General features: G+C 59.5%; 21 protein-coding genes. 5 read left to right on the top strand and 16 right to left on the bottom strand.

Going from position 1 to position 17,539, the window contains the following annotated elements; translation table 11 throughout:
- Positions 1–6: 6 nt before the first annotated feature.
- The 16 genes from rpmC to ACNQFG_RS04740 all read right to left on the bottom strand — a co-directional run bounded on the left by rpmC (position 7) and on the right by ACNQFG_RS04740 (position 11,150).
- Positions 7–192, bottom strand: a complete 186-nt coding sequence (rpmC, locus tag ACNQFG_RS04815; protein ID WP_005921879.1) for a 50S ribosomal protein L29 — start codon at positions 190–192, stop codon at positions 7–9.
- Positions 182–622, bottom strand: a complete 441-nt coding sequence (gene rplP / locus ACNQFG_RS04810; protein WP_005938020.1) for a 50S ribosomal protein L16 — start codon at positions 620–622, stop codon at positions 182–184. Before rplP ends, rpmC begins: the two co-directional genes overlap by 11 nt.
- Positions 622–1,326 (bottom strand): 30S ribosomal protein S3, encoded by a 705-nt coding sequence (gene rpsC, locus ACNQFG_RS04805; protein WP_005938023.1) that lies wholly within the window; start codon positions 1,324–1,326, stop codon positions 622–624. The genes rplP and rpsC overlap by 1 nt, the downstream gene beginning before the upstream one ends.
- A 12-nt stretch (positions 1,327–1,338) precedes the next feature.
- Positions 1,339–1,674: a 50S ribosomal protein L22 gene (rplV, locus tag ACNQFG_RS04800; RefSeq protein WP_005921882.1), complete on the bottom strand. Its 336-nt coding sequence runs from the start codon at positions 1,672–1,674 to the stop codon at positions 1,339–1,341.
- 18 nt (positions 1,675–1,692) lie between these two features.
- Positions 1,693–1,959 carry a 30S ribosomal protein S19 gene (gene rpsS, locus ACNQFG_RS04795; protein ID WP_005921883.1) on the bottom strand — a complete coding sequence of 89 codons (267 nt, stop codon included), beginning with the start codon at positions 1,957–1,959 and terminating at the stop codon, positions 1,693–1,695.
- A 17-nt stretch (positions 1,960–1,976) separates the two neighbouring features.
- A complete protein-coding gene (rplB, locus tag ACNQFG_RS04790) occupies positions 1,977–2,807 on the bottom strand; it encodes a 50S ribosomal protein L2 (RefSeq protein ID WP_423406198.1) in 831 nt (276 codons plus the stop codon).
- A 78-nt stretch (positions 2,808–2,885) separates the two neighbouring features.
- A complete protein-coding gene (gene rplW, locus ACNQFG_RS04785; protein WP_005938030.1) occupies positions 2,886–3,182 on the bottom strand; it encodes a 50S ribosomal protein L23 in 297 nt (98 codons plus the stop codon).
- Positions 3,182–3,805, bottom strand: a complete 624-nt coding sequence (rplD, locus tag ACNQFG_RS04780; protein ID WP_005938033.1) for a 50S ribosomal protein L4 — start codon at positions 3,803–3,805, stop codon at positions 3,182–3,184. Before rplD ends, rplW begins: the two co-directional genes overlap by 1 nt.
- Positions 3,806–3,819: 14 nt before the next feature.
- A complete protein-coding gene (rplC, locus tag ACNQFG_RS04775) occupies positions 3,820–4,452 on the bottom strand; it encodes a 50S ribosomal protein L3 (RefSeq protein ID WP_005938036.1) in 633 nt (210 codons plus the stop codon).
- Positions 4,453–4,549: 97 nt separating this feature from the next.
- A complete protein-coding gene (rpsJ, locus tag ACNQFG_RS04770) occupies positions 4,550–4,861 on the bottom strand; it encodes a 30S ribosomal protein S10 (protein ID WP_005934923.1) in 312 nt (103 codons plus the stop codon).
- A 693-nt stretch (positions 4,862–5,554) separates the two neighbouring features.
- On the bottom strand, positions 5,555–7,309 hold the full coding sequence (locus ACNQFG_RS04765; RefSeq protein WP_423406197.1) for an Rqc2 family fibronectin-binding protein: 1,755 nt from the start codon (positions 7,307–7,309) through the stop codon (positions 5,555–5,557).
- Positions 7,310–7,331: 22 nt separating this feature from the next.
- Positions 7,332–8,108 (bottom strand): Nif3-like dinuclear metal center hexameric protein, encoded by a 777-nt coding sequence (locus ACNQFG_RS04760; RefSeq protein ID WP_423406196.1) that lies wholly within the window; start codon positions 8,106–8,108, stop codon positions 7,332–7,334.
- A gap of 89 nt (positions 8,109–8,197) precedes the next feature.
- A complete protein-coding gene (locus ACNQFG_RS04755; protein ID WP_423406195.1) occupies positions 8,198–8,905 on the bottom strand; it encodes a class I SAM-dependent methyltransferase in 708 nt (235 codons plus the stop codon).
- Position 8,906: 1 nt separating this feature from the next.
- Positions 8,907–9,170, bottom strand: a complete 264-nt coding sequence (locus tag ACNQFG_RS04750; protein ID WP_423406194.1) for a DUF1858 domain-containing protein — start codon at positions 9,168–9,170, stop codon at positions 8,907–8,909.
- A 194-nt stretch (positions 9,171–9,364) separates the two neighbouring features.
- Positions 9,365–9,652, bottom strand: a complete 288-nt coding sequence (locus ACNQFG_RS04745) for a zinc-ribbon domain containing protein (RefSeq protein ID WP_005921120.1) — start codon at positions 9,650–9,652, stop codon at positions 9,365–9,367.
- A 298-nt stretch (positions 9,653–9,950) separates the two neighbouring features.
- Positions 9,951–11,150: an acetate/propionate family kinase gene (locus tag ACNQFG_RS04740; RefSeq protein ID WP_423406193.1), complete on the bottom strand. Its 1,200-nt coding sequence runs from the start codon at positions 11,148–11,150 to the stop codon at positions 9,951–9,953.
- Positions 11,151–11,465: 315 nt separating this feature from the next.
- Here ACNQFG_RS04740 and ACNQFG_RS04735 point away from each other — a divergent pair, with 315 nt between their 5' ends.
- From ACNQFG_RS04735 to ACNQFG_RS04715, 5 genes are all read left to right on the top strand, one after another.
- Positions 11,466–12,665, top strand: coding sequence for a nucleotidyltransferase family protein (locus tag ACNQFG_RS04735; protein WP_423406192.1), 1,200 nt, complete (start codon positions 11,466–11,468; stop codon positions 12,663–12,665).
- A gap of 124 nt (positions 12,666–12,789) precedes the next feature.
- A complete protein-coding gene (locus ACNQFG_RS04730; RefSeq protein ID WP_423406191.1) occupies positions 12,790–14,109 on the top strand; it encodes an NAD(P)-dependent oxidoreductase in 1,320 nt (439 codons plus the stop codon).
- 199 nt (positions 14,110–14,308) lie between these two features.
- A complete protein-coding gene (locus ACNQFG_RS04725) occupies positions 14,309–15,862 on the top strand; it encodes a DUF1538 domain-containing protein (RefSeq protein WP_423406190.1) in 1,554 nt (517 codons plus the stop codon).
- 12 nt (positions 15,863–15,874) lie between these two features.
- Complete coding sequence (locus ACNQFG_RS04720) at positions 15,875–16,552, top strand: P-II family nitrogen regulator (RefSeq protein WP_423406189.1); 678 nt, start codon at positions 15,875–15,877, stop codon at positions 16,550–16,552.
- A gap of 120 nt (positions 16,553–16,672) precedes the next feature.
- Positions 16,673–17,539, top strand: a complete 867-nt coding sequence (locus ACNQFG_RS04715; RefSeq protein ID WP_423406188.1) for a YitT family protein — start codon at positions 16,673–16,675, stop codon at positions 17,537–17,539.

Raw genomic sequence — 17,539 nt, 5'->3', positions numbered from 1 at the left:
ACCTCCTTACTGCTTCTCAGCCAGAACGGTCATCACGCGGGCGATGTCCTTCTTGACTGCTTCGATGCGGCCGGGGTTCTCCAGCTGGTTGATGGCATGCTGGAAGCGCAGGTTAAACAGCTCGGCCTTCAGGTCTGCCAGCTTGCTGGTCAGCTCTGCGGTCTGCATTTCGCGGAGTTCATTAGCCTTCATTGGTGCCATCCTCCTTCACGGAGTCCTCACGGACAACAAATTTGCACTTGATGGGCAGCTTGTGCATAGCCAGGCGCAGTGCCTCACGAGCAGTTGCCTCATCGACATCTGCCAGCTCGAACAGAACGCGGCCCGGCTTCACAACAGCGACCCAGTATTCGGGAGAGCCTTTACCGGAACCCATGCGGGTCTCAGCGGGCTTTTCAGTCACGGGCTTATCGGGGAAGATCTTGATCCACACCTTGCCGCCACGCTTGATGTAACGAGTCATGGCAACACGAGCAGCCTCGATCTGGGTGGAAGAGATCCATGCCGGCTCCAGAGCAACAAGGCCGTACTGGCCCTGGCACACCACGTTGCCGCGGGTAGCCTTACCGGTCATGCGGCCGCGCTGGACGCGGCGGTACTTAACACGCTTAGGCAGTAACATTACTTGTTGCCTCCTTCCTTCTTCTGAGCGGTCTTAGCGCTCTTCAGGACTTCGCCCTTGTAGACCCACACCTTGACGCCGATGCGGCCGTAGGTGGTAGCAGCCTCTGCAAAGCCGTAGTCAATGTCAGCACGCAGGGTCTGCAGGGGGATGGTGCCCTCGTGATAGCTCTCGGTACGAGCGATATCAGCGCCGCCCAGACGGCCGGAGCACATTGCCTTGATACCCTTTGCGGGAACGGTTGCGCGATCGCGGGGGCTCATGGCATTGCGCATGCACTGCTTCATGGCACGGCGGAAGGTCACGCGGTTCTCCAGCTGACGAGCGATATCCTCAGCAACCAGCTGAGCGTTGGTAGCAGCGCTCTTGACCTCGATGACGTTGACGATGACAGTCTTGCCATACTCCTTGGTCAGCTTGTTCTGCAGAGCAACGCGCTCTTCGCCGCCCTTGCCGATGACCATGCCGGGCTTAGCGCAGTAGATGTTGACAGTTACGCGAGGAGCGGAAGTGGACGGGTCCACAGTACGCTCGATCTCGATCTTGGGCACACCAGCATCCTTCAGCTGAGCCTTCAGCTCAGTGCGGATCTTGTGGTCCTCGACGAGGTTATCGCTGAAATCCTTCTTGGAGGCAAACCAGCGGCTGTCCCAGTCTTTAATAACGCCGACACGAATGCCGTGCGGATTTACTTTCTGGCCCATTGTTTTCCCTCCTTACTCTTTCTCTTTCAGAACAACGGTCATGTGGCTGGTGCGCTTCAGGATGCGGTAGCCGCGGCCCTGTGCACGAGGCATCATGCGCTTCAGCGTCGGGCCGGGGCAGACGTAGCACTCGGCGACGTAGAGGTTGTTCTTGTCCATATTGAAGTTGTTTTCCGCATTAGCGGCTGCAGACTTCACCAGCTTCAGAAGGGGCTCACAAGCTGCCTTCGGGGTGTACTGCAGGATTGCCAGCGCTTCGTCCAGGGGCTTGTTACGGATCAGATCCATAACGATAGACACCTTACGAGGACTAATGCGGGCATAACGAAGAATTGCCCGAGCTTCCATGTTGTGTTCCTCCCTCTATTACTTAGAATTACCAGTGTGGCCCTTGAAGGTACGGGTGGGAACGAACTCACCCAGCTTGTGGCCAACCATGTCCTCAGTCACATACACAGGCACATGCTTGCGGCCGTCGTGGACGGCAAAGGTGTGACCAACGAATTCGGGGAAGATCGTGGAGGCGCGGCTCCAGGTCTTGATGACCTGCTTCTTGCCGGAAGCGTTCATCGCTTCAACGTGCTTCATAAGAGCAGCCTGGACGAAAGGTCCTTTTTTAATGCTTCTACCCATTGTCTTAAACTCCTCTCTTACTTACCTGCACGCTTCACGATCAGCTTATCGGAGCGCTTATGATGCTTGCGAGTCTTGAGACCCAGAGCGGGCTTGCCCCAGGGAGTCATAGGACCGGAGTGACCAACAGGTGCGCGGCCCTCGCCACCACCGTGGGGATGGTCGCAGGGGTTCATGACGGTACCACGGCTGCCGGGACGCACGCCCATGTGGCGCTTGCGGCCAGCCTTGCCCAGGTTGACGTTCTCGTGGTCGATGTTGGAAACCTGACCGATGACTGCGGTGCAGTTCAGGGGCACGTTGCGCATCTCACCGGAGGGCAGACGAACCAGAGCGTAGCCATTCTCCTTAGCCATCAGCTGAGCCATGTTGCCAGCGGAACGAACCAGCTGAGCGCCGCGGCCGGGATACAGCTCGATGTTGTGGATGATGGTACCGACGGGGATGTTCTCGAAGGGCAGGCAGTTGCCGGGCTTGATGTCGGCAGACTTGCTGCTGATGACCACATCGCCCACCTTCAGGCCATCGGGAGCAATGATGTAGCTCTTGATGCCATCGGTGTACTCGACCAGAGCGATGAATGCGCTGCGGTTCGGATCGTACTCGAGAGTCTTGACGGTAGCGGGCATATCGGTCTTCTGACGCTTGAAGTCGATGACACGATACTTGGTGCGGTTGCCGCCGCCCTGATGACGGACGGTGATGCGACCGGTGTTGTTGCGGCCGCTGTGCTTCTTCATGGGCTCCAGCAGGCTGCGCTCGGGAGCGACCTTAGACAGGACGCTGTAATCCGTGACGGTCATGCCGCGGCGGCCCGGAGTAGTGGGGCCATACTTCTTGATAGCCATAGTGCTATTCTCCTTTGTTTATCTTATGAATTATTATCGGGGTCATATCCCCATAGAGGAACCCTCGGCGGGTTCGACTTAGACCATGCTGTTGAAGAACTCGATCTCCTTGGAGTCCTTGGTCAGGGTCACGATAGCCTTCTTGGATGCAGCGGTGTAACCGGCGTGCATACCCTGGCGGCGGAAACGGCCGCGCACAGAGATGGTGTTGACCTTTGCGACCTTAGCGCCCGGGAACAGGACCTCAACGGCCTGAGCGATCTCGACCTTGGTAGCATCGGTAGCGACCTTGAAGGTGTACTTCTTGTCAGCGATGCCAGCCATGGAGTTCTCGGTAATGACCGGCTTCAGGATGATATCATGTGCGGTTTTCATTAGCCAAGCACCTCCTCGAGCTTCTTAGCTGCGTCGACGCTGATGATCAGCTTGTCGGCGTTCAGCACATCGTAGGTGTTCACGCTGCCTGCGAAGGTGGTCTTCACACCGGCAATGTTGCCAGCGCTCTTGACGAACTTTGCATCGACAGTCTCGTTGACCAGCAGGTTCTTCTTGCCGGCACCAACAGCGTTCAGCATTGCAACCACGGTCTTGGTCTTGTACTCATCGCAAGCGAACTTGTCAACAACGACCATGTTGCCATTGGCAGCCTTGTCGGACAACACGCTCAGCAGAGCCAGGCGCTTGACCTTGTTGTTGATGTGGTAGTTGTAGCTGCGGGGCTTGGGGCCCAGAGCGACGCCGCCGTGAGTCCACTGCGGTGCACGGATGGAACCCTGACGAGCGTGGCCGGTGCCCTTCTGACGCCAGGGCTTCTTGCCGCCGCCGGAAACTTCCATGCGGATCTTGGTGTTCTGGGTGCCCTGACGCTGGTTGGCCAGGAAGTTCACCACAGCAATGTGGACAGCCTTCTCGTTCGGGGTGATACCGAACACGGCGTCGGAAAGCTCGATCTCGCTAACATGCTGACCGTTCATATCGACTACGTTAAACTTTGCCATTGTAGCTTTCCTCCTTACGCCTTCACGCTGTTGGCCAGAGTGATGATGGTGCCCTTGGAACCGGGGACCGCACCCTTGACAGCGATCAGATTGTTCTCGGTGTCAACCTTGACAACAGTCAGGTTCTGCACGGTGACGCGCACAAAGCCCATGTGGCCGGGCAGGCGCTTGCCGGGGAACACGCGAGCAGGGGTAGAAGTGGAACCGTTAGAACCTGCATGACGAGCAACAGGACCGGTGCCGTGGCTCTCACGCAGACGGTGCTGACCGTAGCGCTTGATAACGCCCTGGTAGCCCTTGCCCTTGGAAACGCCCACAACGTCCACCTTGTCGCCCTCTGCGAAGACATCAGCCTTCAGCACGTCGCCAACGTTCATTGCGGAAACATCTTCCAGACGGAACTCGCGCAGGGTCTTCTTGGGGGCAACGTTTGCCTTCTTGAAGTGGCCTGCAGCTGCCTTGTTGACCTTCTTGGCGGAAACCTCGCCGAAGCCCAGCTGAACAGCCTGGTAGCCATCGCTCTCGACGGTCTTCTTCTGCACGACGGTGCAGGGACCAGCCTCGATGACGGTGACGGGAACGACCTTGCCGTTCGCGTCGAACAGCTGGGTCATACCGACTTTCTTGCCGATAATGCCTTTAACCATTTTCTTTTCCTCCTGTAAAGGTTATTGGTTGGCAGCGCACGTCACTGCCAACATGACCCCTCGGGAAACGAGGGCATCGAATTTGATCGAGTGTCTTTTACAGCTTGATCTCGATGTCCACGCCAGCGGGGAGCTGGAGGCTCATCAGAGCCTCGACCGTCTTGTTGGACGGCTTCAGAATGTCGATCAGACGCTTATGAGTGCGGCTCTCGAACTGCTCGCGGCTATCCTTGTACTTGTGGGTAGCGCGCAGAACGGTAACGATCTCACGATCGGTGGGCAGGGGGATGGGGCCGGACACGCGTGCACCGGTGTGCTTTGCGGTCTCCACGATCTTCTCTGCTGCGGCATCGATCAGCTGAGCATCATAGCTCTGCAGACGGATTCTGATTTTCTCTTTGACTGCCATTGCTTACGCCTCCTGAAAAAATTGATTTTGCCCTAGGCGAGCCGATAAATTGCTCTACACAGTTCCGGGTGTTCCTCGATTTGGCACTATAAAAACCGGTGAACCGCATGGCAGTTCTCCCGGAAACATATTAGCAAATCAAATCCGAACATTGGTTCCGCCCGTTTCGCAGAGGAGTAACTTCTCTGCCGAGGGAACGTATTCCATCGCTGTCAGTAATTCTTTCGCCCGGTTCTAAGATCGGACATACTCCGCGGAAATAACCCATCGCAGCTATCGCCGGATGACAACCTCCCGCATCTACGCATATCGCTGGCCTGCACGACTTGTATCGCACAAGCCCTTTGCAGCCGAGAGTTATTCTATCACACCTTCGTGCATTTGGCAAGTGTTTTTTCGCGATTTTTCAGAAAAAATCCGATTTTTCTTTTTTATTTTCTTCTTTTGGCCTCCCGGCTCAAATTTTGTGCAGAACGCACAATTTCCGGAAGCCTCTTCCGGTGGAAAACCGGAGCCGCCCTTTCAGGATGCCCCCAAAAAGCTCCTGTTATACAAAACCCTCTCCGTCATCGCTGCGCGATGCCACCTCTCCCGAAGGGCGAGGTTTTGCGCCAACTTGTGGGGCAGCGTGAAAGCTCCCCCTTCGGGGAGCTGGCAAAGCCGCTGGGCTTTGACTGAGAGGGTCTGTTCTATTTACTTCTTCTTCAGCCGCTCCGCCAGATCTTCCCTCGGTGTGATGTAGACCGTGGTGTACACCTCGTACAGCACCATGCCGGGCTTGGCACCGCTGGCTTTCCAGATGTTCTTCACCTCAGTGGTGTCCACCGCCACCTTGGCGCCGGTGCCCGCCTTGTAGGTGCTGGAGTAGATGACTGCCAGCTCCGCGGCTTCCTGCTTGGTGGTGTCCGGGATCTCCTCGCCCCGGCTCATGACCACGACGTGGCTGCCGGGGGCCTTTTGCACATGGAACCACAGGTCTTTGCCCCGGGCGGTGTGCAGGGTGAGCTTGTCGTTCTGGGCGTTGTTGCGGCCTACCAGGATCTCAAAGCCATCGGTGGAAGTGAACCGCAGGAAATCTGCAGGCTTCTGGCGCTTATCCCGCTGCTTGTAGTATTTCAGGTAGCCCTGACTCTTCAGCTCTGCCCGGATCTCGTTGAGGGCCGCCTCACCGGAAGCGGACTCCACCTCGTAGAGCACCGTTTCCAGGTAGGCGATCTCCTTTTCACCCTCTGCCAGCAGATCCACCAGCATCCGGGCGGCGGTCTGCTTCTTTTTATAGTTCTTGAAGAAGTTCTGAGCGTTCTGGCTGGGTGTGAACCGCAGATCCAGCGGGATGGTCACTTCCTTGCCCTCGTCGTACCAGTTGGGCACGGTGATGCTCTTCATGCCCTTCTGGGCCAGATAGAGGTTTGCCGAGAGCAGCTCACCGTACAGACGCAGCTTTTCGCTCTTGCCGCTGGCAGCAAGCTCTTCCTGACGGGCGGCCTGCTTGCGCACGGCGCGCTCGTACATATTGTGCACTGCCTTGTGCAGCTCCTTGCTTTTGGTGCGCAGGCGTTCCGCGCGGTCCTTCTCAGCGTAGTAGCCCTCCAGCATGGCGTTGAAGGAGGGCCATTCCCTGACCGCATAGGTCTCGCCGTACTGCCGGGGCCGGAAGAAGGTAAACTCCACCGGCTTGCCGTCCGGGGCCGTCACACTGCACGGACAGCCGCCGTTGGCGTGGATCTCCTTCAGCTCGTCGATGGCAGCCATAAGCTTGCGCTTCTGTTCCTCGGTCAGCTCATTGGCGGGCAGATGTTCGCCGTCAAAGGCACGCCATGCAGCTTCGCGGCAGACCACCGGGCCAACACCGGCCACGGTCTTGTTGAGGGCATCTGCCACCGGCAGATCTCTCTGGCAGGCTGCTGCCACGATGGAAGCCGAACTCACGGTCAGAAAATCCGGGCGGGCCGGTTTGGGCGGCACGGTATAGGGCAGGCCCGGCAGCAGCTGGCGCACATCGCTGTCCTCAAAATCCACGCGCTTGAGTGCGTCAATGATCTTGCCGTTCTGCACCAGAACCAGATTGGAGTAGCGGCCCATCAATTCGGCACACAGGGTGTTGCGCACAAGGTCGCCCATCTCGTTGGTGCACTGGAAATCAAAATAGACGATGCGGTCTCCCGGCTCCATGTGCACGTCCAGCAGCCTGCCGCCGGTGAGATGCTTGCGCATCAGCATACAGAAGGAGGGCGGCGTTTCCGGGTTTTCAAAGCTTTCTTCGGTCAGGCACACGCGGGCGGAACCGCTGCGGGCCGAAAGCAGCAGCGCATAGGTATCCGTGCGGGTACGCAGGGTGAGCACCAGCTCATCACGGGTGGGTTCAAATAGTTTTGCGATCTTGGCGTCGGTCAGGGTCGTTTTCAGTTCTGCCGCCGTCAACGCCAGCGTTGCAGCATCCAAAGCCATATTCTTCCCTCACTCTCCTTCTTTATATATAAGTATAGGGGTCTCGGTTCGCGGTGCTCACCAGCACCTCCAGTTCCGGGAACGCCGCCCGCAGCCTTTCGGCCACGGCGGCAGTCACCGGAAATTCGGTGGCATAGTGGCCCGCCGCAATGAGCGAAAGGCCCAGCCGCTTGGCATCGATGGCGTGGTGGTGGTTGGCTTCACCGGTCAGCAGGCAGTCCGCGCCCATAGCAATGGCATCTGCAAACAGGCTTCCGCCCGCACCGCTGATGACAGCCAGCCGCCGCACGGGCCTCCCGCTGTCGGTGTATTTCACCTGCACTGCAGGGCCAGTTTCGGGCAGGTTGCACCGCTTGCCCAGCGCGTCCTGCGCCTTTTTCGCCAGTTCCGGCACCGGGATGGGGTCCACTTCGCCCACACGGCCGCAGCCGCCCGCGAAAGGCTCCCAATTCCGCATCCCGAAAATGCCTGCCAGCACTTCGTTCACGCCGCCCTCGGCAGCATCCAGATTGGTGTGCATACAGATGGCAGAAATGCCTGCCTGCACCAGCTGGAAGGGGACGTCCCTCGGTTCCAGCCGCTTGAGCGGGCTGAAGATGACCGGATGGTGGGCCACGATGAGCCCGCAGCCTTTGGCTGCAGCTTCCTGCACCACTTCCGGGGTGATATCCAGCGTGACCAGCACCCGGTCCACCGGTCTGCCGCAGTCCACCAGCAGGCCGGGATTATCCCAGTGTTCCGCCAGCTCCAGCGGCGCGATGCGCTGCATCGCTTCATAAAGTTCGTTGACTGTTCTCATAGTTTCACCCGCTTTCCCCTCTCCGTCATCGCTGCGCGATGCCGCCCCCCCAAAGTGGGAGGTTTTGGCAGTCCACACAGCGCATCTCTTTATGCCAAAGGCTCTCCCTTTGGGAGAGCTGGACGCGAAGCGGCCTGAGAGGGTGAGGATTCTAACAACGTATCGATCTCTTCGGCCAGTGCGGTCCCGTCCGGCACACCCAGCCGGAACCGTGGGAGCTTGGCTTTCTGCCAGGCCGCATAGCCCGCGCCCTCCGGCCACTCGTCGGTCCTGCCGAACAGGCATTCGGTGAAGGAGGCTTCCTTCCGCTCGCCGGTGTACTCCGCCGCCATCACCGCGTACCAGCGGCCCGCCGCCTGCACCGGGCGGTCGGCTGCAAGGGCAAAGCCGTGTGCCCACAGCCAGCGCCGAAGTTCGCTGTGGCGGGTGGCAGGCACCAGGACCAGCCGCGGCCCGCCGGGCTGCATCACCCACGGTGCCTGTTCGATGATCTCCCACGTCGTCTGTGCGGAGACACCCGCCAGCACGATGGTGCCCACTTCCCCCGCCGACAACACAGAAAGACCGTCGCCAAGCCGAAGCTCAGCGCGGTCTTTACAGCCTGCATGTTCCAGCGTCTGCTCTGCCTTTGCCAGCGGGCCGGGCCGCAGGTCGACACCGATCACCTTCGGGTATTTTCCCGAAGCCGCCAGCACCGCCGTCAGCTTGCCGTGGTCGCAGCCGATGTCTGCCACCGGCTCTCCCGGCCGCACAAGCTCTGCGGCGGCAGCCAGACGCGCATCCAGTGTGGGCAGCAATTTATGCCTTCTTTGCGGCCAGATGCTCGTTCAGCTTCTCGATCAGCTCATCGCAGTCCACGCCGTGGACAGCACAGGCCTCCTCGATGCTCTCACCGCGGGATGCAGGGCAGCCCAGACAGTGCATGCCGATCTCCATGAAGTAGGGAGCGGTGGTCTGGTCCATATCCAGGATATCGCCGATGATGGTCTCGCGGGTCACCTGCTTCACGGCAGCCTTCTTTTCGTCCTTGTCCTTCTTGAGCATATTGAAAATATCAAACATGATGGTTTTCCTTTCTGTTTCGGTCATTTCGCCAGCCAGACGGCCGACCATATATACTATACCCTATTACTAGGTTTATTTTCAAGTATTCTTGTAAATTTTAACGTTTTGGCTCTGTACGACCGCTGGCGCAAAAAGCCCCCTCTGCCTTGCGGCAGAGGGGGCCACGCGATTCAAACTTGTAAAATCAGCGCTTAGTTCTGCTTCATGCGAGCGAAGCAGTCAGAGCAGTAGACCGGACGGTCCTCACGGGGCTGGAAGGGAACCTTGCAAGCCTTGCCGCAAGCTGCGCAGACAGCATCGAACATCTGACGCTCACCGCTGTTGCTGCGTGCGCCGCCGTTCTTGCGGGCGTCACGGCAGGGCTTGCAGCGCTGGGGCTGATTCTCGAAGCCGCGAGATGCGTAGAACTCCTGCTCACCAGCAGTCCAAACAAATTCCTTACCGCAGTCCTTGCAGACCAGAGTCTTGTCTTCAAACATAGTAGTATCTCCTCTTTAGTTAGTTCTTGCCCACGGAAGGATTGTAACCATACCTTTGGTTTTGGGACCATCGCGCTGATCAGTAAGCTTACCAGGGGCTTGAATGAATGGACGTCCTCCAATTGAGGACTTTTCTATTGTACCGTTCTTTTTGAAATTTGTCAACCAAAAAACAACCATTCGCCTTCCTTTTTGTGGATTCCGCCCAATAAGACAGACTTTGCATCGTTCAAAACAGCAAAAGAGCCGCGCTCCCCTGCGGAAACGCGGCTCTAGCAATGTGGCTTTGGAGGTTCGATTATTTCTTCTCAATGACTTCCTTGGTGTCGCGGGCGATCATCAGCTCCTCATCGGTAGCAATGACCAGAGTGCGCACCTTTGCGCCCCAGGCAGTGATCTCGCACACATCGCCCACGGGGTGCTTGTTCTTCTCGGTATCGATGCGGATGCCCAGCCAATCCATGTGGTGGCAGACCTTTGCACGGGCAATTGCATCGTGCTCGCCGATGCCGCCGGTGAAGACGATGGCATCCACGCCGCCCATTGCAGCGATGTAAGCGCCAACGGTCTTCTTGATCTGGTAGTTCAGCATGTCGGAAGCCAGCTGTGCGCGCTTGTTGCCGGCAGCAGCTGCCTCTTCCACGTCACGCTTGTCGCTGGAAACACCGGAGATGCCCAGCAGGCCGGACTTCTTGTTCAGGATCTCGTCCAGCTCGTGGCCGGTGATGTTCAGGGTGTACTTCAGGTAGTTGACCACAGAGGGGTCCAGGTCGCCGCAGCGGGTGCCCATCATCAGGCCGGCCAGCGGGGTCATACCCATGGAGGTGTCCACGACCTTGCCCTGATCCACAGCGGCAATGGAGGAACCGTTGCCCAGGTGGCAGGTGATCAGCTTCAGGCGCTCAATGGGCTCTTCCAGATACTCGGCAGCCTTGTGCGCAACGTACTTGTGGCTGGTGCCGTGGAAGCCGTAGCGGCGCACGCCGTACTTCTCGTAGTACTCATACGGAATGGCGTACATATAAGCCTTCGGAGGCATGGTGCTGTGGAAAGCGGTATCGAACACAGCCACCATGGGGATGTTGCCGAACACCTTGCGTGCGGCCTCGATGCCCAGAATGCCGGCGGGGTTGTGCAGGGGAGCCAGAGGGCTCAGCTCGCGGATGGTCTCGATGACCTCGTCGGTGATCAGGCAGCTCTCCTTGAACTTCTCGCCGCCGTGCACGACACGGTGACCGATGGCATCGATCTCGCTGACGTCGTTGATGCACTTGCCTTCGCCGGTGGTCATCTTCTTCACGACCTCGGCAAAAGCCTCGGTGTGGGTGGGGAAGATGGCGGGCGTGGTGGCCTTATGGCCGTTGGCCTCGTGGGTGATCATGCTGCTTTCCATGCCAATGCGCTCGCACAGGCCCTTGCACAGCACCTTCTCGCCGTCCATATCGATCAGCTGATACTTCAGGGAAGAAGAGCCGCAGTTAATAACCAGAACTTTCATCTTCTTGTGCCTCCATATTGTTTTTCCACCCGCCGGAACGGGCAGAATTTTACAGATTCCTAAAAATATTATATAATAGGTCTGCCCCCTTTTCAAGCCGTAAACGAGGCAAAGGGTTCTACAAAGTATCCCGTCTTTTTTGTACATCCTGCCCAGAATCCGCAGTATATTGCCATTTTTTGTTGTTAGTCTGACATATATTTCACAATGTGTCTGTCGATGCGTTTTGATTTGAATCGAACCTCTCAGTCCGCGCTCTGGCGCGGCCAGCTCCTCTGATGAGGGGAGTCCGACCGAGGAATTGAGGTGAACTCTATGAAATTTGCCGGTATCATTGCAGAGTACGACCCCTTTCACAACGGCCATGCATGGCAGCTGGCGCAGGCAAAAGCGCTGGGGGCCGAACGGGTCGCCGTGGCCATGAGCTGCGGGCTGACCCAGCGCGGCGCACTGCCTCTGCTGCCAGAGGCCGTCCGCGTCCGCGCAGCGCTCACCTGCGGGGCTGACTTTGTCTTCGCCCTGCCCGCCCCCTGCGCCGGGACCGGGGCCGAAGCCTTTGCCCGCGCGGGGGTGCGGCTCCTTTCCGCCGCCGGGTGCGACACGCTGGTCTTCGGGGCCGAGACGCCGGACGCCGCCCTCCTGATGCAGGCAGCCCGCGTCCTGCTGTGCGCGGACTACCGCGCCGCCCTCAAGGCCCAGCTGGCCGACGGTGCCAGAAACTTTGCTGCCGCGCGGCAGGCCGCTGTGGAAGCGCTCTGCCCCGGCACTCCGCTGGCTGCTCTACTGGACAAGCCCAACAACAACCTGGCCGTGGAGTACTGCAAGGCCATCCTCGAACTGGCCCCCGCCATGACGCCGGTCCCGCTGCCCCGTCAGGGCGCAGACCACGGGCAGGAACTGGCCCCGGACGCCGTCCGGTTTGCCAGCGCCAGCGCCCTGCGGAAGCTCTGGCAGACCGGCGGGGCGGATGCCGTGGCCCCTTATGTGCCCGAAGCCGTCCTTCCCTTCTACCGGGAGGCCTTCGCCGCCGGTCAATACACCGATTTTGACGCGGCGGGCCGCTGCGAGCTGGCCCTGCTCCGCTCCCGCTGCGTGGGGCAGACGCCGTTTGCTGCCGTGCGGGGCGTTTCGGAGGGTCTGGAACACCGGCTGGAGCGGGCCGTGCGGGCCAGCACCACCCACGAAGAGCTGCTGGACGCGCTGACCACTGTGCGTTACCCCCGGGCCCGGATGCGCCGCCTTGCCATGGATGCGGCACTGGGCTATGACGACGCCCTGCCCGCCTTGCCGCCTTATCTCCACCTGCTGGGGGCCAACCGAGAAGCCCTTTCTTTATTAAAGGAAGCACACCTTCCCGTCTCGCACGCGCTGATGCGCCTGAAGGACGAAAACGACGCCTGCACCCGGATGGTCCCCGCCCAGCTCACGGCCAGCGATTTTTCCGCGCTCTGCCGGAAAACACCGGAGCCTATGGGCGGCGCACTTCGTCAAAAAATTATCTTTTTGACGAATTGACAAAATTTTTCGCAAAAAAATTGGCAGATACGCTCTTGTATCACGAGGGGCATCCGGTGTAGAATAATAGACAGTATTGGATACAACGAAGCGTCCCCAGAATGGGCGCAAGAGGAGGAACTGCATGGCACTTCACGTTCTGGACGAAGCCAACCGCTGTCTGGGCTGCAAAAAGCCGCTGTGCCAGCAGGGCTGCCCCATCCACACCAACATCCCGGAGGTCATTCGGCTGCTCAAGGCAAACCAGATGGACGAAGCTGGCAGAATGCTGTTTGAGAATAACCCGCTGACCACCGTTTGTGCGTTGGTGTGCAACCACGAGAACCAGTGCGAGGGCCACTGCGTGCGCAACCGGATGCCCAGCCACGACCCGGTGCACTTCTCCATTATTGAAGACTACATTTCCACGACCTACGCCAACAAAATGACCGCCGGCCCTGCCCCCAAAAACGGCATGAAGGCGGCAGTCGTTGGCTCCGGCCCGGCGGGCCTGACCATTGCGGTGCTGCTGGCACGCTGGGGCTACGATGTGACCATCTTTGATGCCCGCGATAAAATTGGCGGTGTCATGCGCTACGGCATCCCCAACTATCGCCTGCCGGACAGCGTGCTAGACGATTTCCAGTACCGCCATCTGGAGCTGAAGGGCATCAAGGTGCGGCCCAACACCACCATCGGCAAGACCATCACCATCGATGATCTGTTCCGCGACGGCTACAAGAGCGTATTCATCGGTGCCGGTCTGTGGAAGGCCAACGCCATGCATATCAAGGGCGAAACTTTGGGAAATGTAGCCTTTGGCATCGATTATCTGGCAAACTCCAAGGCGTTCCGTCTGGGCAGCGATGTTGCGGTGATCGGCGTGGGCAACTCTGCCATGGACTGCGCCCGCACCGCCATCCGCAACGGTGCCCGCCACGTCACCTGCTATGCCCGCCGCGACGAGAGCTGCATCAGTGCTTCCGAGTACGAGGTGAGCTATGCAAAGCTGGAGGGCGTGGGCTTCCGCTTCTGCAAAGCACCGGTGGAGATCCGCGAGAACGGCCTGATCTGCCGCGATACCGTCAAGGGCGAAGATGGCAGGTTCACTCAGGTGGAGGGCAGTGAGACTTTCTACCCCCACACCGGCGTGATCGTGTCGGTCAGCCAGGGCTCGGAGAGCAACCTCGTCAAGACCACTACCGGCATCGAGACCAACCAGAAGGGTCTGCTCACCGTCAGCGAGGACGGCAGCACCACCCGCGAGGGCGTATTTGCCGGCGGCGATGCCGTGATGGGCGCACGCACCGTGGTGGAGGCTGTGGCCATCGCCAAGCAGGTGGCGCAGTCCATGGACGAGTATATGAAGAGCCTGCCCGCTGATACCACCCCCGACCCCTACGCCGGCATCCCCACCTTCGAGACGCCCACCTCGGATGTGCTCGGCAAACAGAACATCGAATGAACCCAGCCAGCCCGGCCCCGCCGCCGGGCTGGCTTTTTATGTCGGATCTGTAAATATTCGGAGCCTTTTACATTCTTAGCCAATTCTTAGTTGCCCTGCATCGTCATTTCTTGTATACTAAAGATAAATCGCAGCGCGATTATTCCAAAGAGGATATCTGTTTTTGTCATTCCGACGCAAAACAGGTCCAGAAAGGTCGGTGGACACTATACTTAAAGGTTCGCTTCCCAAACTGCGGGAAAAACTATTGGAAGCGCTGCAGGCAGTGCTGCCCATTGCAGCCATCGTGCTGGTGCTCTGCTTTACCATTGCGCCGGTGTCGCCCAGCATCCTGCTGTGCTTTTTGCTGGGGGCCGCCATGATCGTGGTGGGCATCATGTTCTTCACACTGGGCGCGGAGATGAGCATGACCCCCATGGGCGAGCGCGTGGGTGCGGTGCTGACCCGGAGCCGCAGCGTCCCCCTCATCATCGGGGTGGGCTTTGCGCTGGGCTTCCTCATCACCATTTCGGAGCCGGACCTGCAGGTGCTGGCAAATCAGGTGCCCTCCATCCCCAACATAACGCTCATCCTCTCGGTCGCGGCGGGCGTGGGCTTCTTCCTCGTCGTGGCCTTCCTGCGCATGCTGCTGGGCATCGCGCTGCCCAAGCTCCTCGTCGTGTTCTATGGGCTGATCTTCGTGCTGGCGGCCTTCGTGCCCAAAGAGTTCCTGGCCGTCGCCTTTGACTCCGGCGGTGTGACCACCGGCCCCATGACTGTGCCCTTTATCATGGCGCTGGGCGTGGGTGTTTCGTCCATCCGCGGCGACCGCCACGCGGCGGACGACAGCTTCGGCCTCGTGGCCCTCTGTTCGGTCGGCCCCATCCTGGCCGTTCTGCTGCTGGGCATCCTGTTCCGGGCCAGCAACAGCGCCTACATCCCGCCCATCCTGCCCGATGTGGGCGACTCGGTGGAGCTGTGGCAGCTGTTCCATGTCAGCCTGCCCACCTACTTCAAGGAGATCGCCACCTCGCTGCTGCCCATCGTGCTGATGTTCGGTGTCTTCCAGCTGGTGGCCCTCAAACTCGACCGCCGGACGCTGGGCCGCATCGGCGTGGGCCTGGCCTATACGTACATCGGTCTTGTGCTGTTCCTCACCGGCGCAAATGTGGGCTTTATGCCCGCCGGTAATTATCTGGGTCAGGTGCTGGCCGGGCAGAGCTTCCGCTGGATCATCATTCCTATTGGAATGCTCATCGGTTACTTCATCGTCAAGGCCGAGCCGGCCGTCTATGTGCTGAACAAGCAGGTGGAAGAGGTGACCGACGGTGCCATTTCGGCCAAGGCCATGGGCATGGCACTCTCGGCAGGCGTGTCCATCTCGGTGGGTCTTGCCATGGTGCGGGTGCTCACCGGCGTTTCCATTTTGTGGTTCCTCGTGCCGGGCTATGTGTTTGCCATCGGCATCTCCTTTGTGGTGCCAAAGCTGTTCACCGCCATTGCATTTGACGCGGGCGGCGTGGCATCCGGCCCCATGACAGCCACCTTCCTGCTGCCGCTGGCACAGGGTGCCTGCGTGGCCGTGGGCGGCAATATCGTCACCGACGCTTTCGGCGTGGTGGCCATGGTGGCCATGACCCCGCTCATTACGGTGCAGCTGATGGGCCTGATGGCGCAGCTCAAGCAGCGCCGCGCCCGCAGCGCCCAGCCGGTGCACACCACCCCCGCGCTGGCCTTTGCCGACCTGCCGGATGACGCGATCATCGAGCTGTAAGGAGGTCTTTGCGTGAATTCACTTTACTGGCTGGTCACCATCACCGACCGCCGCTCCACCGATGCCTTTCTGGCTCTGTATGCCGAGTTCGGCGTCACGGTCAGCCTGCGCACCGTCGGCTCCGGCACCGCCGTGCAGGAGACGCTTTCCACCCTCGGCCTGGAAAAGACCGAGAAAGCCGTCCTCCTTGCCATGATCACCGCTGACACCTGGCCCAGGCTCCAGAAGGGCCTGCGCCGCAAGCTGCAGATCGATGTGCCCGGCACCGGCATCGCCTTCATCGTGCCGGTCAGCAGCATCGGCGGCAAACGCGCCCTGCAATTCCTGACCGAACACCAGACCTTCACCGTAGAGGAGGAGAGCACCTTGAAGGATACCCGTTACGAACTGCTGCTGGTAATTGCCAATCAGGGCCACACCGGCACCATTATGGATGCCGCCCGCGCAGCAGGTGCTGGCGGTGGCACGGTGATCCACGCCAAGGGTACCGGCATGGAAGGCGCAGCCCAGTTCCTTGGCGTGGAGCTGGTGAACGAAAAGGAGCTGGTCCTCATCGTCTCCCACACCGCCCAGAAGAACGCGATCATGAAAGCCATCATGCGCAAGGCCGACCCCAAAGCCGGGGCCATCGTCTTCTCCCTGCCCGTCACCGATACGGCGGGCCTGCGGCTTCTGGATGAAGAATCCTAATCATAACAAGAAGAATGGCACCCACCGGGTGCCATTCTTCTTGTTATTGCATCTTATTGCATCGCAGGCGTGGATTTTTTCATATTTATCCTGTATCATAGGAGAAAGGAGGGAGCTTCTATGAACTACACGCATCGCCGCCAGCTCTTCTGGAACAGCCTTGTCATCGTCCTTGGCAACGCGCTCTACGCGCTGGCGGTCGCCTTATTTCTGGAGCCTGCCGGGCTCGTGACCGGCGGTGCCACCGGCATCGCGCTGGCTTTCGGGCGGCTGACGGGCCTGTCCGTCTCCGGCTTTCTGCTGGTGTTCAACCTGGCCATGCTGGTCTGGGGCTGGGCCGTTCTGGGCCGCGCCTTTGCGCTGAACACGCTGGCCAGCAGCATCCTCAGCCCCGTTTTTCTGGCGCTGTGGGAGCGGCTTCTGGCCGACCGCGTCCTCACCGAGGACATCTTCCTGTGCACGGTCTTCGCGGGGCTGGGCATCGGCGTGGCACTGGGGCTGGTCATCCGGGCAGGCGCATCCACCGGCGGCATGGACATCCCTCCGCTGGTGCTTCAAAAATGGTTCCGCCTGCCGGTGTCTCTCACGATGATGGTCTTCGACATTGCCATCCTGCTGGTGCAGGCGCTCTTCAGCCCGCTGGAACAGGTGCTCTATGGCATCGTGATGGTCATCCTGCACACCATCGTCATGGACAAAATGCTCCTTCTGGGCGACAGCCGCACCCAGGTCAAGATCGTCAGCACCCGATCGGACGAGATCCGGGATGCCATTCTGGAGCAGATCGACCGGGGCGTGACCATCCTGCACGGCGAGGGCGGCTACACCCACGAGCCTACTGAGGTGCTGCTCAGCGTCGTTTCCAACCGGGAGCTGCCCAAGCTCGAAAAGCTCGTTCATTCCATCGACCCGGAATGCTTTCTCATCGTCAGCCGCGTCACCGAAGTCAGTGGGCGCGGTTTCTCGCTGGAAAAGCAATATCAATAA

The sequence above is a fragment of the Faecalibacterium prausnitzii genome, from assembly GCF_049532945.1.
In the GTDB taxonomy this organism is placed as follows: domain Bacteria; phylum Bacillota; class Clostridia; order Oscillospirales; family Ruminococcaceae; genus Faecalibacterium; species Faecalibacterium prausnitzii_N.
This window is presented reverse-complemented; position numbering and strand designations above follow the sequence as displayed.

What these genes read in the sequence shown, in the direction of transcription:
- ACNQFG_RS04750 (WP_423406194.1), bottom strand. Translation starts at nt 9,170, where the DNA reads ATGTTTGATATTTTCAATATGCTCAAGAAGGACAAGGACGAAAAGAAG.
- ACNQFG_RS04730 (WP_423406191.1), top strand. Translation starts at nt 12,790, where the DNA reads ATGGCACTTCACGTTCTGGACGAAGCCAACCGCTGTCTGGGCTGCAAA.
- rpsS (WP_005921883.1), bottom strand. Translation starts at nt 1,959, where the DNA reads ATGGGTAGAAGCATTAAAAAAGGACCTTTCGTCCAGGCTGCTCTTATG.
- ACNQFG_RS04715 (WP_423406188.1), top strand. Translation starts at nt 16,673, where the DNA reads ATGAACTACACGCATCGCCGCCAGCTCTTCTGGAACAGCCTTGTCATC.
- ACNQFG_RS04735 (WP_423406192.1), top strand. Translation starts at nt 11,466, where the DNA reads ATGAAATTTGCCGGTATCATTGCAGAGTACGACCCCTTTCACAACGGC.
- rpmC (WP_005921879.1), bottom strand. Translation starts at nt 192, where the DNA reads ATGAAGGCTAATGAACTCCGCGAAATGCAGACCGCAGAGCTGACCAGC.
- rplW (WP_005938030.1), bottom strand. Translation starts at nt 3,182, where the DNA reads ATGAAAACCGCACATGATATCATCCTGAAGCCGGTCATTACCGAGAAC.
- rpsC (WP_005938023.1), bottom strand. Translation starts at nt 1,326, where the DNA reads ATGGGCCAGAAAGTAAATCCGCACGGCATTCGTGTCGGCGTTATTAAA.
- rplD (WP_005938033.1), bottom strand. Translation starts at nt 3,805, where the DNA reads ATGGCAAAGTTTAACGTAGTCGATATGAACGGTCAGCATGTTAGCGAG.
- ACNQFG_RS04740 (WP_423406193.1), bottom strand. Translation starts at nt 11,150, where the DNA reads ATGAAAGTTCTGGTTATTAACTGCGGCTCTTCTTCCCTGAAGTATCAG.
- rplB (WP_423406198.1), bottom strand. Translation starts at nt 2,807, where the DNA reads ATGGCTATCAAGAAGTATGGCCCCACTACTCCGGGCCGCCGCGGCATG.
- rplP (WP_005938020.1), bottom strand. Translation starts at nt 622, where the DNA reads ATGTTACTGCCTAAGCGTGTTAAGTACCGCCGCGTCCAGCGCGGCCGC.
- rplC (WP_005938036.1), bottom strand. Translation starts at nt 4,452, where the DNA reads ATGGTTAAAGGCATTATCGGCAAGAAAGTCGGTATGACCCAGCTGTTC.
- rpsJ (WP_005934923.1), bottom strand. Translation starts at nt 4,861, where the DNA reads ATGGCAGTCAAAGAGAAAATCAGAATCCGTCTGCAGAGCTATGATGCT.
- ACNQFG_RS04760 (WP_423406196.1), bottom strand. Translation starts at nt 8,108, where the DNA reads ATGAGAACAGTCAACGAACTTTATGAAGCGATGCAGCGCATCGCGCCG.
- rplV (WP_005921882.1), bottom strand. Translation starts at nt 1,674, where the DNA reads ATGGAAGCTCGGGCAATTCTTCGTTATGCCCGCATTAGTCCTCGTAAG.
- ACNQFG_RS04765 (WP_423406197.1), bottom strand. Translation starts at nt 7,309, where the DNA reads ATGGCTTTGGATGCTGCAACGCTGGCGTTGACGGCGGCAGAACTGAAA.
- ACNQFG_RS04745 (WP_005921120.1), bottom strand. Translation starts at nt 9,652, where the DNA reads ATGTTTGAAGACAAGACTCTGGTCTGCAAGGACTGCGGTAAGGAATTT.